The sequence below is a fragment of the Streptomyces sp. F001 genome (assembly GCF_004187715.1).
GTDB classification, from domain to species: Bacteria; Actinomycetota; Actinomycetes; order Streptomycetales; family Streptomycetaceae; genus Streptomyces; species Streptomyces flavusporus.
This window is the reverse complement of sequence record NZ_QZWF01000013.1, coordinates 177502-190309: the sequence shown is the minus strand read 5'-3', so window position 1 is coordinate 190309 and position 12808 is coordinate 177502. Positions and strand designations below refer to the sequence as shown.

Annotated in this window: 10 protein-coding genes; 5 read left to right on the top strand and 5 right to left on the bottom strand. The window is 70.0% G+C overall.

Annotated elements, in window-relative coordinates:
- Positions 1-2239 (bottom strand): ATP-binding protein (locus tag StrepF001_RS32795; protein WP_240797784.1); only part of this gene is annotated, 2239 nt, incomplete at its 3' end.
- A 409-nt stretch (positions 2240-2648) separates the two neighbouring features.
- Between StrepF001_RS32795 and StrepF001_RS32790 the strand changes: the two genes are divergently transcribed.
- Positions 2649-3611, top strand: coding sequence for an ABC transporter substrate-binding protein (locus StrepF001_RS32790; RefSeq protein WP_129801812.1), 963 nt, complete (start codon positions 2649-2651; stop codon positions 3609-3611).
- A gap of 98 nt (positions 3612-3709) precedes the next feature.
- On the opposite strand, the gene StrepF001_RS32785 is transcribed toward StrepF001_RS32790, so the two are convergent.
- Entirely contained in the window at positions 3710-4585 is an 876-nt protein-coding gene (locus StrepF001_RS32785) for a lytic polysaccharide monooxygenase (RefSeq protein ID WP_129801811.1), read from the bottom strand.
- Between the two features lie 354 nt (positions 4586-4939).
- Here StrepF001_RS32785 and StrepF001_RS32780 point away from each other — a divergent pair, with 354 nt between their 5' ends.
- A complete protein-coding gene (locus StrepF001_RS32780) occupies positions 4940-6739 on the top strand; it encodes a S8 family serine peptidase (RefSeq protein ID WP_129801810.1) in 1800 nt (599 codons plus the stop codon).
- An 86-nt stretch (positions 6740-6825) separates the two neighbouring features.
- On the opposite strand, the gene StrepF001_RS32775 is transcribed toward StrepF001_RS32780, so the two are convergent.
- Together StrepF001_RS32775 and StrepF001_RS32770 are read right to left on the bottom strand one after the other, a co-directional pair.
- Positions 6826-7680, bottom strand: a complete 855-nt coding sequence (locus StrepF001_RS32775) for an NAD(P)H-binding protein (RefSeq protein WP_129801809.1) — start codon at positions 7678-7680, stop codon at positions 6826-6828.
- A complete protein-coding gene (locus StrepF001_RS32770) occupies positions 7677-8333 on the bottom strand; it encodes a ScbR family autoregulator-binding transcription factor (RefSeq protein ID WP_129801808.1) in 657 nt (218 codons plus the stop codon). The genes StrepF001_RS32775 and StrepF001_RS32770 overlap by 4 nt, the downstream gene beginning before the upstream one ends.
- A 189-nt stretch (positions 8334-8522) precedes the next feature.
- On the opposite strand from StrepF001_RS32770, the gene StrepF001_RS32765 reads away from it, so the two are divergent.
- From StrepF001_RS32765 to StrepF001_RS32755, 3 genes are all read left to right on the top strand, one after another.
- Positions 8523-9419 (top strand): ScbA/BarX family gamma-butyrolactone biosynthesis protein, encoded by an 897-nt coding sequence (locus tag StrepF001_RS32765; protein ID WP_129801807.1) that lies wholly within the window; start codon positions 8523-8525, stop codon positions 9417-9419.
- Between the two features lie 64 nt (positions 9420-9483).
- On the top strand, positions 9484-10131 hold the full coding sequence (locus StrepF001_RS32760; RefSeq protein ID WP_129801806.1) for a ScbR family autoregulator-binding transcription factor: 648 nt from the start codon (positions 9484-9486) through the stop codon (positions 10129-10131).
- A gap of 22 nt (positions 10132-10153) precedes the next feature.
- Positions 10154-11332, top strand: coding sequence for a damage-control phosphatase ARMT1 family protein (locus StrepF001_RS32755; RefSeq protein WP_129801805.1), 1179 nt, complete (start codon positions 10154-10156; stop codon positions 11330-11332).
- Positions 11333-11455: 123 nt separating this feature from the next.
- On the opposite strand, the gene StrepF001_RS32750 is transcribed toward StrepF001_RS32755, so the two are convergent.
- Entirely contained in the window at positions 11456-12631 is a 1176-nt protein-coding gene (locus tag StrepF001_RS32750; protein ID WP_240797783.1) for an acyltransferase, read from the bottom strand.
- Positions 12632-12808 lie beyond the last annotated feature (177 nt).

Here is a 12808-nt window from a genome sequence, read left to right as displayed (position 1 = left end):
GGGTGGGGTCGTCCGCGGGCGCGTCGTGCTGCGCACGCGCGGTGTCCGTTGTGGCGTCCACCGGGTCTCCCGGTAGGGCCGGTACGGCGGCTGAGGGCCGCGGCCCGGCCGCCGGAGCGGGGTCGGTCGCCGTGTGGGCTCCCGCGCGGTCGTGCGCGGGCGGGTCGGTCGCCGTCCGGGCTCCCGCGCGGTCGTTCGCCGTCCCGCCGGGTGCCGCTACGCCGTCCCCCGCTGTCCCGCCGGAGGCCGCCATGCCGTCCCCCGCCGTACCGCCGGAGGCCAGCGCGCTCATCGTGAGCAGCAGCGACGACGGGATCGTTACCTCGGCCGTCACACCGCCCCCGGGCGTACGGGACAGGGTCACGCCGATCTCCCAGCGGCGGGCCAGGTTGCCCACCACGAACAGGCCGAGCACCTTCGTCGGCACCAGGTCGAGCCGCTCGCGCCGGATCAGCCGGGCGTTCTCCTCGGCCAGCCGCTCGGCGCTCATGCCCAGGCCGTGGTCGGCGACGGTGATCGTCGCACCGGAGTCGCCGCTGCGCACGGTCACCTCGACGGGGCTGCCGGCCGGGGAGAACGACACGGCGTTCTCCAGGAGCTCGGCCACCATCAGCATCAGGTCGCCGACGATGTCCGGCTCCACCATGATCTCGGTACCGGCGTGCAGTTCGACCCGCTGGTAGCCCTCGATCTGGCCGAGCGCGGCCCGTACGACGTTGGTGAGCGCGGTCGGCCCGGAGTCCAGGACGGTCTCGCGGATACCGGCGAGCAGCATCAGGCTGTCCGCGTTGCGACGCAGGCGGACCGCGATGTGGTCGATGCGGTAGAGGCGTTCGAGGAGAGCGGGGTCGGTCTCGCCCCGCTCGACGGCGTCGATGAGGGCGAGCTGCCGGGTCGTGAGGTTGCTGACCCGCCGGCCGACGTTGCCGAACATCTCGGCGACGTTGCGCCGGCTGAGCACCTGGCGCTCCAGCAGGGCGGCCGCGGTGGTCTGCACATGGTTGAAGGCCTCGGCGAGATCGCCGATCTCGTCCTTCGCACCGACCGGGATCTCGCGCAGCCGGGGCGGTGTGTCGTCCTCGGCGTCGTCGTCGGCCACCCGGGCGAGCTCACGTCCGGCGACGTCGGCGACCTGCCTGGCGGCCCCCGTGAGGGCCTGAACCGGCCGGACCACCGAGCGGCGCACCGCCACCGAGAAGGCGCCCCAGAGGAGGAAGCCGGCCAGCGCGAGGGCGAACAGCCAGGCGGCGTTCCACCAGGCGTCGCTGGAGGAGTCGTCGGCGCGGTCGGCGATCTGGCCGATGAGCGAGCCGGTGATCTTCAGGCGGCTCTCCGACTGCTTCCGGTACTCGGGGTAGGAGGCGAGGGCCGCGGTGAACTTCTCGCGGATCTGCGCCGGCGACCCGGCCTGCAGCGAGCTGGGGTCGATCTGCAACTCGGCGTACTGCCGCAGGATGGTCGCCTGGGCGCTGCTGTGCTCGATGCCGCGGAGCTCGGTCGCCTGCTCCTCGGTGGCGAACCGGCTGAAGCGCTCGGCCTGGTGGGTGTACAGCTCGTAGGCGCCGACCGCGCCGATGAACTCGATCAGCGCGTTGGAGTCGCCGGTCGACGCCGAGAACACACTGGTCTCGAAGGAGCTGTGGGCGGCATCCGCGCGCAGCAGCGAGTCCAGCAGATTACCAGTGAAGGTGGCCGCGAGGGCCGTGTTGCGGTCCAGGCCGAGGCCGTCGATCAGACCCTTGGCGGCGTTGGTGTAGGCCGGGTCGATGTTGTCGGCGGGCAGATAGCCCTGCTCGATGGTCCGCCGCAGGCTGCCGAGTCCGCTGATCTCCCGCAGCGCCTGTGCCTCGGTGGCCGGCAGCCGGTCGCCGAAGGTGGCACGCACCTTCTCGACCTGGGCGTCCACCGCGTCCTGCGCCTCGCGGTACGCGGACAGCCCGGGCTTCGCGCCGGTGCCCTGGGCCTCGTGGCGCACCGACAGCAGGATGGCCTGCTGGTGCTCGGTCTCCACCCGGTCGACCAGCTCCGCGACCTGCGCGCTGTCCCGGACGAGCGTGGCGGCCTCCGCCGCGCTGCGCGCCTGCATCACCTGGTCGCTGATCAGGTAGGTGAGCAGCAGGGCGAGGCCGGCGAGCGGCACTCCGACCAGCACGTTGAGCTTGCGGCGGAACGGCCAGCGGTCGGCGAAGCCCCGTATGCCACCCCTCGCTGCGGCTTCGCTCCGCTCGTTCGTGGACACCAGGCCTCCTTCATGGGGTGTCGCACGGCGCGCGAAAAACGCGCGTGTCCGTTCGCGTGTCGTTTTGATCGGTTCCGGCTGGTGTACGACGACACCGGTGCGGTCTGTGTCGCCGCTGTGACCGGAGAGCAACTCCGGTGAGACTATCGCCTCTTGGGTGGTGTGATCGTGCCACTCCAAGTCAAGAATCCGTTACAACCCGCTCCGCTTGAGGAGACGTTCGTTCGCGGTTCCTTCACAACAGGTCACTCATCGAAGCCAATTGGTGACCTGGCTGCTCTTGACTGACTGAGAACTCGCTGGATTGGATCAGCGGGTGCGGTGTGTCCGCACCCGTACGCCGCACGCACCCGCACGTCCCGCCAACGCCAAGCTTCCCCCACCACATCCTCAGCCCGGAACGGGAATTGTGACTTCTACCGTGAAGAGCAGCTGGTCCAGAACACGTCACCGCGGCGCGGCCGCCGTCGCCCTCGCCGTCGCGACGGCGCTGGTCGCGGGCTGCGGCTCGTCCTCCGACGACGAGTCCGACAACCCGCTCTCAGAGGGCAAGGCGGACGGCGGCACCGTCGTCGTCGGCTCCAACAACTTCGCCGAGAGCATCCTCCTCGCCGACATCTACGGCGAAGCCCTGAAGGCCAAGGGCATCAAGGTCGAGTACAAGCCGAACATCGGCAGCCGCGAGACCACCTACGGCCTGCTCAAGAACGGTTCCATCGCCGTTCTGCCCGAGTACAACGGCTCGCTCCTGGCCTACCTCGACCCCGACGCGGAACAGAAGTCGGCCGAGTCCGTGAACGCCGCGGTCAAGTCCAAGCTGGACTCCAAGCTGACCCTGCTGGAGTCGGCGCCGGCCGAGGACAAGGACTCGGTGTCCATCAACGCGGAGACCGCGAAGAAGTACGATCTCACCGCGCAGTCCACCCTCGCGGACCTGAAGGACATCGCCCCGGAACTGGTCATCGGCGGCTCGCCCGAGTTCCAGACCCGGCACCAGGGCCTGGTCGGGCTGGAGAAGGAATACGGCCTGAAGTTCAAGTCCTTCAAGGCCCTCGACGCCGGCGGCCCGCTCACCCAGGCCGCGCTGACCAAGAACACCGTGCAGGCCGCGGACATCTTCACCACCGACCCGACCATCACCAAGGAGAAGTTCGTCGTCCTGCAGGACCCGAAGAACCTCTTCGGGTTCGCCAACGTGACCCCGCTGGTCTACAAGAGCGGGCTCTCGCAGGAGGGCGTCGACGCGCTCAACGCGGTCTCCGCCAAGCTCGACACCAAGACGCTGCTCGACCTGGACTCCCAGGTGCAGCTGGAGAACAAGGACCCGCTGGACGTGGCCAAGGCCTGGCTGAAGTCGGTCGGCCTGAACTGACCATCGCCGGGCTGCTCCGCCTCGCCGTGCCCCGCGCCGCCCTCAGGCCCGCGGGGCACGCCTGGTGCACGGCCGACCGGCCCTCACTGCACGGTGGTTCACCGCCGCCGTAGCCGCAGGGCCAGAGCCGCGCCGCCGACAAGGGCCAGTACAGCGGCGGCGCCACCTGCCGGCAGGAGTGCCGAGGGGCCGGAGCCGGTGCCCTCGGCGGACGCCACCGGGGTACCGGCGGATGCCGTCGCTGTAGGCCGGGCAGCGGCCCGGGCCTCGGGCGTCCTGGAGGGAGCGGCGGTCGGGCCGTCTTTGGGGCGGCCCGCTGCGGACGGCGTGCCGCCCGCTGTGAACACCACGTCCGAGCACGAGTAGTACGTATCGGCCGTACTGCTGTTCTGCCATACCGTGTACAGCACATGACGTCCCGTCCGGTCGGACGGGAGTGTTGCCCCGATGCGGTAGGCGCCGTCCGTCAGGGTGGGGTCCTCGACTTCCGCGAACGGCCGCTCCGGCAGGTCGGACCAGGTCAGCGGCTTCGCCGGATCGTAACCGGGCTCGGTCAGATAGAGCCGGAACGTGCCGGTGTGCGGGATGGTCGAGACGTACCTCATGGTCAGCGCCCCGCCCGGTGACAGGCGGGTGGCCGGCCAGTCGCGGCGGGGGAGGTCGAGACCCCGGTAGGCGGGCAGCCCCCCGCTGCACAACCGCCCGTCGGGGATCGTCTGCCGGTCCCTGCCGTTCACGTTCGCGACCCGGAGATTGTCCCAGGCCGCGAACGACGCGCCGTTCGCGGCGACGGCGGCCCGGCACGCCGCGGACCGGGCCCGCTCGCCGCCCTCGGGGGAGCAGGCCACCACCCTGCTGACCGGATCCGTCGGCGCGCCGTGCGCCTGCGCCGGACCCGCCGCCCAGAGACCCAGCAGCAACGGGCCTACGGCGGCGGCCGCCAGGGCGGTGCGACATACGGTGGTCCGGGGCATGCGAACCCCTCCTCCTCGGCCGGTGCGCGAACGGTCTGCCGAGTGCAGTACGGGAAACCGGCCCGGCGCGTTCACGCGTCGACATGCGGCATCAAAGGGAACATTCGCGGTCAACCAGCTTATGGAAAGGGTGGGTTTCCGGTCGGATCAAGGGTTTCCCCTGTATCCGAGGCACCGTCACGTTGCCTATCGTTCGAGCACAGACGACCCACAGGTAACCCCTGCTACGGGTCGCCCCTCGCGCCTGGCCGGCCATCGCGCTCCGCTTTTCGGTTCACCCCCCTCCGCTTCGACGACGAAGCGCATCGACCGCCGCTCCGCGTTGCCCGGAGACCGGCCACGAAAGGCAAGCCTTTGCGAACCTCCCCTGCCATCAGACGCAAGCTGATATCCGTCGCCGCCCTTTCCGCGACGCTGCTCACGGCCGCCACCGCCTCGGTCGCCGTGGCCCAGGAACCCGCACCTCAGGAAGCCGCCGTCCCGGCCGTGCAGACCGAGGCCGCGCCGGGCACCCCAGCCGAACGCCTCATCGTCGGCTACAAGTCCGGCGCCGCGGAGGCGAAGTCGAACAAGGCCGCCGACGCCGACGCCGCGACCAAGGGCAAGGAGGCCGGCGAGAAGCTCGACTTCCAGCGCCGCCTCGGCACCGGCGCCGCCCTGGTCGACCTGGGCGAGAACCTCACGAAGCGCGATGTCGCCGACGTCGTCGCCGAGTACCGGGCCGACCCGCAGGTCGCCTATGTCGTACCGGACCGCCTCAACACCCCGCAGGCCGACCCGAACGACACCGACTACGCCAAGCAGTGGGACCTGTTCGAGGCTACCGCCGGCATGAACGTGCCGGCCGCCTGGCCGACCTCCACCGGCAGCGGTGTGACGGTCGCCGTCATCGACACCGGCTATGTCGCCCACTCCGACCTCGCCGCGAACATCGTCGGCGGCTACGACTTCATCGCCGACACCGCCGTCTCCGTGGACGGCGACGGCCGCGACAGCAACCCGGCCGACCCGGGCGACTGGTACAACGCGGGCGAGTGCGGCTCCGGCATCCCGGCCAGCAACTCCTCCTGGCACGGCACGCACGTGGCCGGCACCATCGCCGCCGTCACCAACAACAGCAAGGGCATGGCGGGCATCGCGTACGGCGCGAAGATCTCCCCGGTGCGCGTGCTCGGCAAGTGCGGCGGCTACGACTCCGACATCATCGACGCCATCACCTGGGCGTCCGGCGGCACCGTCTCGGGCGTACCCGCCAACTCCAACGTCGCCAAGGTCATCAACATGAGCCTCGGCGGCGACGGTGCCTGCACCTCGGCGACCCAGAGCGCCATCAACGCGGCCGTGAACCGGGGTACGACGATCGCCGTGGCCGCGGGCAACGACAACGACAACGTCGCGAACCACTCGCCGGGCAACTGCAACAACGTCATCTCGGTCGCCGCGACCAACCGCACCGGTGCGAAGGCCTCGTACTCCAACTACGGCTCCCTGGTGGACATCTCGGCCCCGGGCGGCCAGACCAGCACCGGCACCGCCAACGGCATCTACTCCACGCTGAACTCCGGCACCAGGACGCCGTCCACCGAGTCGTACGCCTACTACCAGGGCACCAGCATGGCCACCCCGCACATCGCGGGCCTCGTCGCGCTGATGAAGTCGGCCAAGTCCTCGCTGACCCCGGCTCAGATCGAGTCGGCGATCAAGTCCAACGCCCGTGCGCTGCCCGGCTCCTGCTCCGGCGGCTGCGGTGCGGGTCTGGCGGACGCCGCCAAGACGGTCCAGGCCGTGGCCGGTGGTACGTCCACCGGTACGACGTTCTCCAGCAGCTCCGCCGTCTCGATCCCGGACGCCGGCTCGGCCGTCGAGTCGCCGATCACCGTCAGCGGCCGTAGCGGCAACGCGCCCTCGGCCCTCCAGGTCGCGGTCGACATCACCCACACCTACCGCGGTGACCTGGTCATCGACCTGGTCGCGCCGGACGGTTCGACGTACCGCCTGAAGTCCTCCAGCTCCTCGGACTCCGCGGACAACGTGAACACCACCTACTCGGTGAACGCCTCCGGCGAGACCGCCAACGGCACCTGGAAGCTGCGCGTCCAGGACACGGCGGCCCAGGACACGGGCCGGCTGAACAGCTGGAGCCTGACGTTCTGAACGGGCTCACGGTGAGCTGAGGCTGCGCGCCTCGTGAGCGGGAGGGCCGGCCGGCGCGGAGGGGCGCCGGTCGGCCCTCCCGGTCGTCATGTGCGGAACGCCGTGAGGTGGTCTTGCGCCCAGTCCTGGTAGGTGCGGGCGGGACGGCCGAGGAGTGCTGCGACCGTCGGGTCCACGTGCCCCTTCGTCCCGTCCCGACCGCGCCTCGCACTCTCCAGCAGGGCGTGGGCCACGGGAGCGGGGTAGCGGGCCAGGAGTCCGCTCAGCGCCTGGTCCTCCGTCAACTCCACGAATGCCAACTGCCGTTCCAGCAACTTGGCGAGGATCGCCGTCTGTTCCACGGGACTCACCGCCGCCGGCCCGGTGAGCGCGTACGCCCGACCCGCGTGGTTCTCCGGAGCCGTCAGTGCCCGTACCGCCACCTCCGCGATGTCCCCGGGGTCGACCGCGGCGACCGCCGTCGTGCCGTTCAGGGCGCGCACCACGCCCTCCTCCCGCACCGAACGTGCCCAGCCCAGCGTGTTGGACATGAAGGCACGCGGCCGCAACAGGGTCCACGACAGGCCCGAGTCGAGCAGCAGCCGCTCGTTCTCCCGCTGCCACCGCGTGACCAGATCCGTGGCGTCGGACTCTGTCACCGACAAGGTCGTCAGCTTCACCACATGGCGAACTTCCGCCGCGCGCGCGGCCGTCAGGAAGTTCTCGTCGTGGGCGTGTGTCAGCGGATCGGCCGTGACGAGCAGCGCGGCCCGCACGCCGGTCAGTGCCCGTAGCAGGCCGTCCCGGTCGGCGAGGTCGCCGGCCACCACCTCGACCCGCGGACCGGTCAGGCCGGCCGCGCGGCTCGGGTCACGGGTCAGCAGACGCAGCGGTACGGAGCTGGCCAGACGCCGGGCCACCAGAGAGCCGACGGTGCCGGTGGCCCCGGTCAGCAGGATCACGAGACCGCCTTGTCGAGGGCGTCGAGCGAGTCCAGCACCCGGACGCCCCGGTCGGCCCCGCTGTCGAGGCCGAGCAGCAATCCGGGCACCGCGATGCTCGGCAGCATGTGGGACCACAGCACGGACAGCCGTCGGCTCAGATCGGACCGGCCCGTCAGCGCACGCGCCATCAACTGGATGCCGGTGAACGAGCCCACCAGCAGCTCCACCGTGTTCCGCGGCTCCACTGTCGGCAGCAACTCCCCTTGCTTGCTCGCCTGTTCCATCAGTGGTGTCAGATGGTCGACCCACTGCCGGAACGGTCCGGTGTGATCGACCCCGGGTGGCGCGCACTGGTCCACCGCCAGCCGCACACTGCCCCGGAGCAGGGCGTTGCTCAGCAGCCGCTGGCCGACGACAAAGGTGATGTCGATGACCTCCTGCAACTTGCAGGGCTGCGAGGGGATCGCGCCGAACGGCACCTGCTCGTCAAGGACCGCCTGGGCGAGGGACTCCTTGGAAGGAAAGTGGAAGTACAGCGCGCCCTTGGTGACTTCGGCCCGCTCCAACACCATGGCGATGGTGGTGGAGGTGTAGCCGTGTTCGTCGAAGACCGCGCCGGCGGCTTCCAGGATCGCCCTGCGTGTTCTGATGGCGCGCTCCTGTTTCGCCATGAGAGACCCTCCCCGGCGCCCTGTTGGCCGGTTCTCGCCATGGGCGCCACGATCGTGCCGGAACTGCCCCGATCATAGAGTGCTACGGAGTGATCTCATTGAAAACAAACCGGTCGCCTCGTATTCTGGCGCTCACTCGCAGCGGATGGTTCACCGTCCGCCTGGCCTTCGGGGGACCGTAGGAGTGACATGCCTCAACCGCTTGCCGAGACCCCGTCCCTGATGGCGACCGTTCCCCGGCAGTTCGTCCACCGTGCGGCCGTCGCCGAGACCTTCCTCACCGACTGGAGCCGGAAGGGAGCCGACCGTTTCTCGGTGTCCGCCCAGTGGCCCCGCGCCCATGGGTTACACGTGTCGTCCGACCGTTCCGCGTACGAACCGCTGCTCGTCGTGGAGACGATCCGCCAGGCCGGAACCCTGATCGCGCACACCGAGTACGACGTGCCTCTGGGGTACCACTTCGTGCTCCAGCAGTTCGAAGTGGACACGTTTCCCGAGCACTTGACGGTCGGCCCGATACCGGCCGAGCCGCTCGTCGAGCTCGACTTCTTCGAGGTGCGGCACCGCGGCGGCCGCCCGGCCGGCGCCCGCTACACCGCCGAGGTGCTGGTCGACGGCACCCGCGTGGCCTCCGCACGCGTCGCGTTCACCTGCGTCGGCGACTCGGTCTACCGCCGGCTGCGCGGCGGCCGCACCCCGGACACCGTGTCCGCGCCGCCCGTACCGCCCGGACTCCCGGCGGACGCCGTGGGGCGCGCCCTGTCCACGGACGTCGTACTGGCGCCGAGCGAACGCGACGATCGCTGGCAGCTGCGAATCGATACCGCACATCCCGTTTTCTTCGACCACCCCCTCGACCACGCACCAGGCATGCTCCTGCTGGAGGCGGCCCGGCAGGCGGCCTGGGCGCGAGCGACGAGGGCCGGCTCGCCCGCCTCCTTCCACGCTGTCTTCCATCACTACGCCGAACTGGACGAACCGGTCTGGATCGAGACCGTAGAAGAGCGGGACACCGGGATACGGATCGTTGCGACACAGGGGGAGTCGACGGTCTTCGAGTGCCTCGTGGGAGCCGCCGCCGGGTGAGCTATCGTGTGAACAGGGAGAAACAAACGGCATAACCCGTTTTTATTTCAGGGGAGTCCAGCCGATGGCGAGGCAGTTGCGAGCCGAACAGACCCGCGCGACGATCATCACGGCCGCCGCCGACCTGTTCGACCGTCACGGCTACGAGGCGACCAGCCTGAGCGACATCGTCGAGCACGCCCAAGTCACCAAGGGCGCCCTGTACTTCCACTTCGCGGCGAAGGAAGACCTGGCTCACGCCATCATGGAAATCCAGTCGCAGGCCTCGCGGCAGCTCGCCCGCGAGGCGGACGGCCGGGACTGCTCGTCGCTCGAAGCCCTGATGCGCATCACCTTCGGCCTCACCCGGCTCACCGTCGAGGGTCCGGTCGCCCGAGCAGGCCTCCGGCTCGCCACCGGCTCAGTGGGGGTGCGGCCACCGATGCCGCATCCCTTCACCGAGTGGCTGGAGATCGTCTCGCGCAAACTGCTCGGCGCCGTCAAGGAATCCGACCTCCATCCCGATGTGGACATCGACGTCGTCGCCCACTCCGTCGTCAGCTTCTTCGTCGGCATACGTGTCACCGGCCGCACCCTGGAATCCCTGTTCCGCCTGCCCCGCCGGGTGACCGAGATGTGGTACGTCCTCATCCGCGGCCTCGTGCCCGTGACCAGACGCCCGCGCTATTTCGGCCTCGCCGTACAACTGGAGCGGGAGATCAGAACGGCATGAGCGGCGCGGTACGGTGAGCCGCATGCCCGCCTCCGCGCCCCTGATCCTCGGTGACGAACCCGGCTCCTTCCCGCACAGCGTGCTGGCCGAACGCCATCCCGCGATCATCCGGCAGGTGCGGGAGGCCTTCCCGTACGGCCCCGACCGCCGGCGCGCGCTCGACGCGCTGCTCACGAGCTGCACCAAGGGCGTGATCGAACCGCTCCCCGCCGACGCGCACGACCGGGACCGCTGGGCCGCCTGGGGGCTCGACACCTACGCCGGGCGTTCCTGGTTCGACGTGCCCTGGCTGTGGTCCGAGAGCTACTTCTACCGCCAACTCCTCGAATCCGTCGGATACTTCGCCCCCGGCCCCTGGCAGGGCATCGACCCCTTCCGCCCCGACAAGCTCGCCGAGCTCGACGCACCGCAGACGGACGAGGAACTCGCAGCGCTCGACGCCCTGGAGGACCGCCCGGCCGACGAACGGGACCGGGCCCTGTTGCACGGCTCGCTCTGGGGCAACCGCGCAGACCTGGGCTTCCGGCTGTCCGCCGGCGGAGCCGACATCTCGGCCGCCGTCCCCGGCCTGGTCGCCGACGACAGCGAGACCCTGTGGTCGCTGCTCCCGCCCTCCGGCGCGGGCACCCTGTGCCTGATCGCCGACAACTCCGGCCGCGAGCTCATCCCCGACCTGCTCCTCATCGCGCATCTGCTCGCCGGTGGCCGCGTCGAGCGGGCGGTCCTGCACGTCAAGCCGCACCCGTACTACGTCTCCGACGCGACCCCGGCCGATGTGCTCGACGCGCTGCGCCGGCTGACGGCGGCGCCGGGCGCGGCCCGCGGCTACGGGCGGCGGCTGTGGGCGGCGCTGACCGACGGCCGCCTCACGGTGCGGGCCCACCCCTTCTCCTGCGGCCCGCTGCCGTACGCCGAGATGCCCGACGACCTGCGCGCCGAGTTCGCCGCCGCCACGGTGACGATCGTGAAGGGCGACCTCAACTACCGCCGCCTCGTGGGCGACCGGCTGTGGCCCCCGACGACGCCGTTCCCCGACGTCACCGGCTACTTCCCCGGCCCGGTCGCTGCTCTGCGCACCCTGAAGTCCGACGTGATCTGCGGCCTCGATGCCGACACCGAGGCTGCGCTGGACGCCGCGGAAGGCCGGCGCTGGCGGACCGGCGGCACCCATGCCCTGATCCAGGTCAGAAGCTGCGCCTGAGCCCTGCATGACAAAACTCGCAGGGGTGCATCCGGGGTCCGCTTCCTCAGAGATCGATCGGCGTCGTGTCGGTACACACGCGTCAGCAGTCGCACCGCAAAGGCGGTGGGGCACAGCCGTTCGTCACGGTGGCTGCACGCGGCGGGCCAGCTTTCGGCCCCATGCCTGGGACGGCGCTTCGATGCAACGGTGGGTCAGGACGCATAGCGGCAGCAGCACGGCGAAGAATGTCGCTTCGAGTACGAGATGGTCCTGCCGCCACCGGCCGATCGTGTCGTCGATCACCGCCAGTAGAACCGGATGCACCAGGTAGACCGAGTAGCTGATCGTTCCCAGTGCGATCAGTGGGCGGGGTATCCGCCGACGGCGTGACGCCAGTCCGGCACCAAAGGTGAGCACGGCCAGCAGGAATGCCACGATCCAGCCCCGCCGCGTGAAGTGGGAGCCGTCGCCGTGCCAGTACGCGCTTCCTACGGCGCAGATGACCACTACGGCAGCTGTGCCCGCCGCATGCCACCAGGTGCTCTGATCGTGTTCGGCCCGGTAGACGGCGGTGCCGAGGAACATGACGGCGAGGATCACCAGGCCCTCCCACAGGGGGACCGTGCCGTTGAGAGGGACCAGGACGAGCGCCAGCACCCCGCCCAACATGCCCCCGAACACCCGGAGTACGGGTGATCTGCTGCTCGCGCAGCAGATGGCGACCACCATGGCGATCGAGGCGAGCGCGATCAGCGGGCCGGTGCCGACCATGCCGGAGAGGGCGGACGCCGGCAGCACGATCCCTGCCGTCGCGCTCACGGCGGCGAGCACGGCCAGGGTGACGGCGACCGCTGCCGACCGCTGGTGCCGGCGGACCGTGAAGAGTGCGACGACCAACAGGTAGAAGGCCATTTCGTACGAGAGTGTCCACAGGATGAGCAGGAGATTGGGCGTCCCCAGCAACTCCTGGAGCATGGTGACGTGGGCGACAGCCACCGTGGCAGCGCTCTGCTGACCGAAGTCACGCATCTCCGCAATGCCCAAGAAGTCGACGGCAACGACCATCATGACGACAGCCGCCCACAGCGGGTACACACGGAAGGTCCGTCCGATCCAGAACGTCCGGACGCAGCCCCGGCGCTCCAGCGACGCGGGGATGATGTAGCCGCTCACCAGGAAGAACACCATGATGCCGTACCGGCTGGTGTTGAACTGCGGCATCAGCTCCCGCCGGAACTCCGCCATGAAGGTGTACGAGGAGTGGTCGAACACCACGACGAGTGCCGCGAGGCCGCGCAACGCGTCCAGCCAGCCCAACCGCGACGGACCGGCTGCCGAAACGGCTTTGGGTAATGGTGAAATTACTGAGAGTGGCTGGCTTGGTGGGTCGGGGACGAGGGGTGGGGGTTCCATGTGTAGACGGCGTCCTCTTCGGTGAGGGGTTCGTTGGGCTTGTCGTGGGGCGGCTGCCGGAGCGGTCCGCACGGGCAGGGG

Coding starts and splice junctions, on each gene's coding strand:
- StrepF001_RS32755 (WP_129801805.1), top strand. CDS start 10,154: ATGCCCGCCTCCGCGCCCCTGATCCTCGGTGACGAACCCGGCTCCTTC.
- StrepF001_RS32770 (WP_129801808.1), bottom strand. CDS start 8,333: ATGGCGAAACAGGAGCGCGCCATCAGAACACGCAGGGCGATCCTGGAA.
- StrepF001_RS32760 (WP_129801806.1), top strand. CDS start 9,484: ATGGCGAGGCAGTTGCGAGCCGAACAGACCCGCGCGACGATCATCACG.
- StrepF001_RS32785 (WP_129801811.1), bottom strand. CDS start 4,585: ATGCCCCGGACCACCGTATGTCGCACCGCCCTGGCGGCCGCCGCCGTA.
- StrepF001_RS32765 (WP_129801807.1), top strand. CDS start 8,523: ATGCCTCAACCGCTTGCCGAGACCCCGTCCCTGATGGCGACCGTTCCC.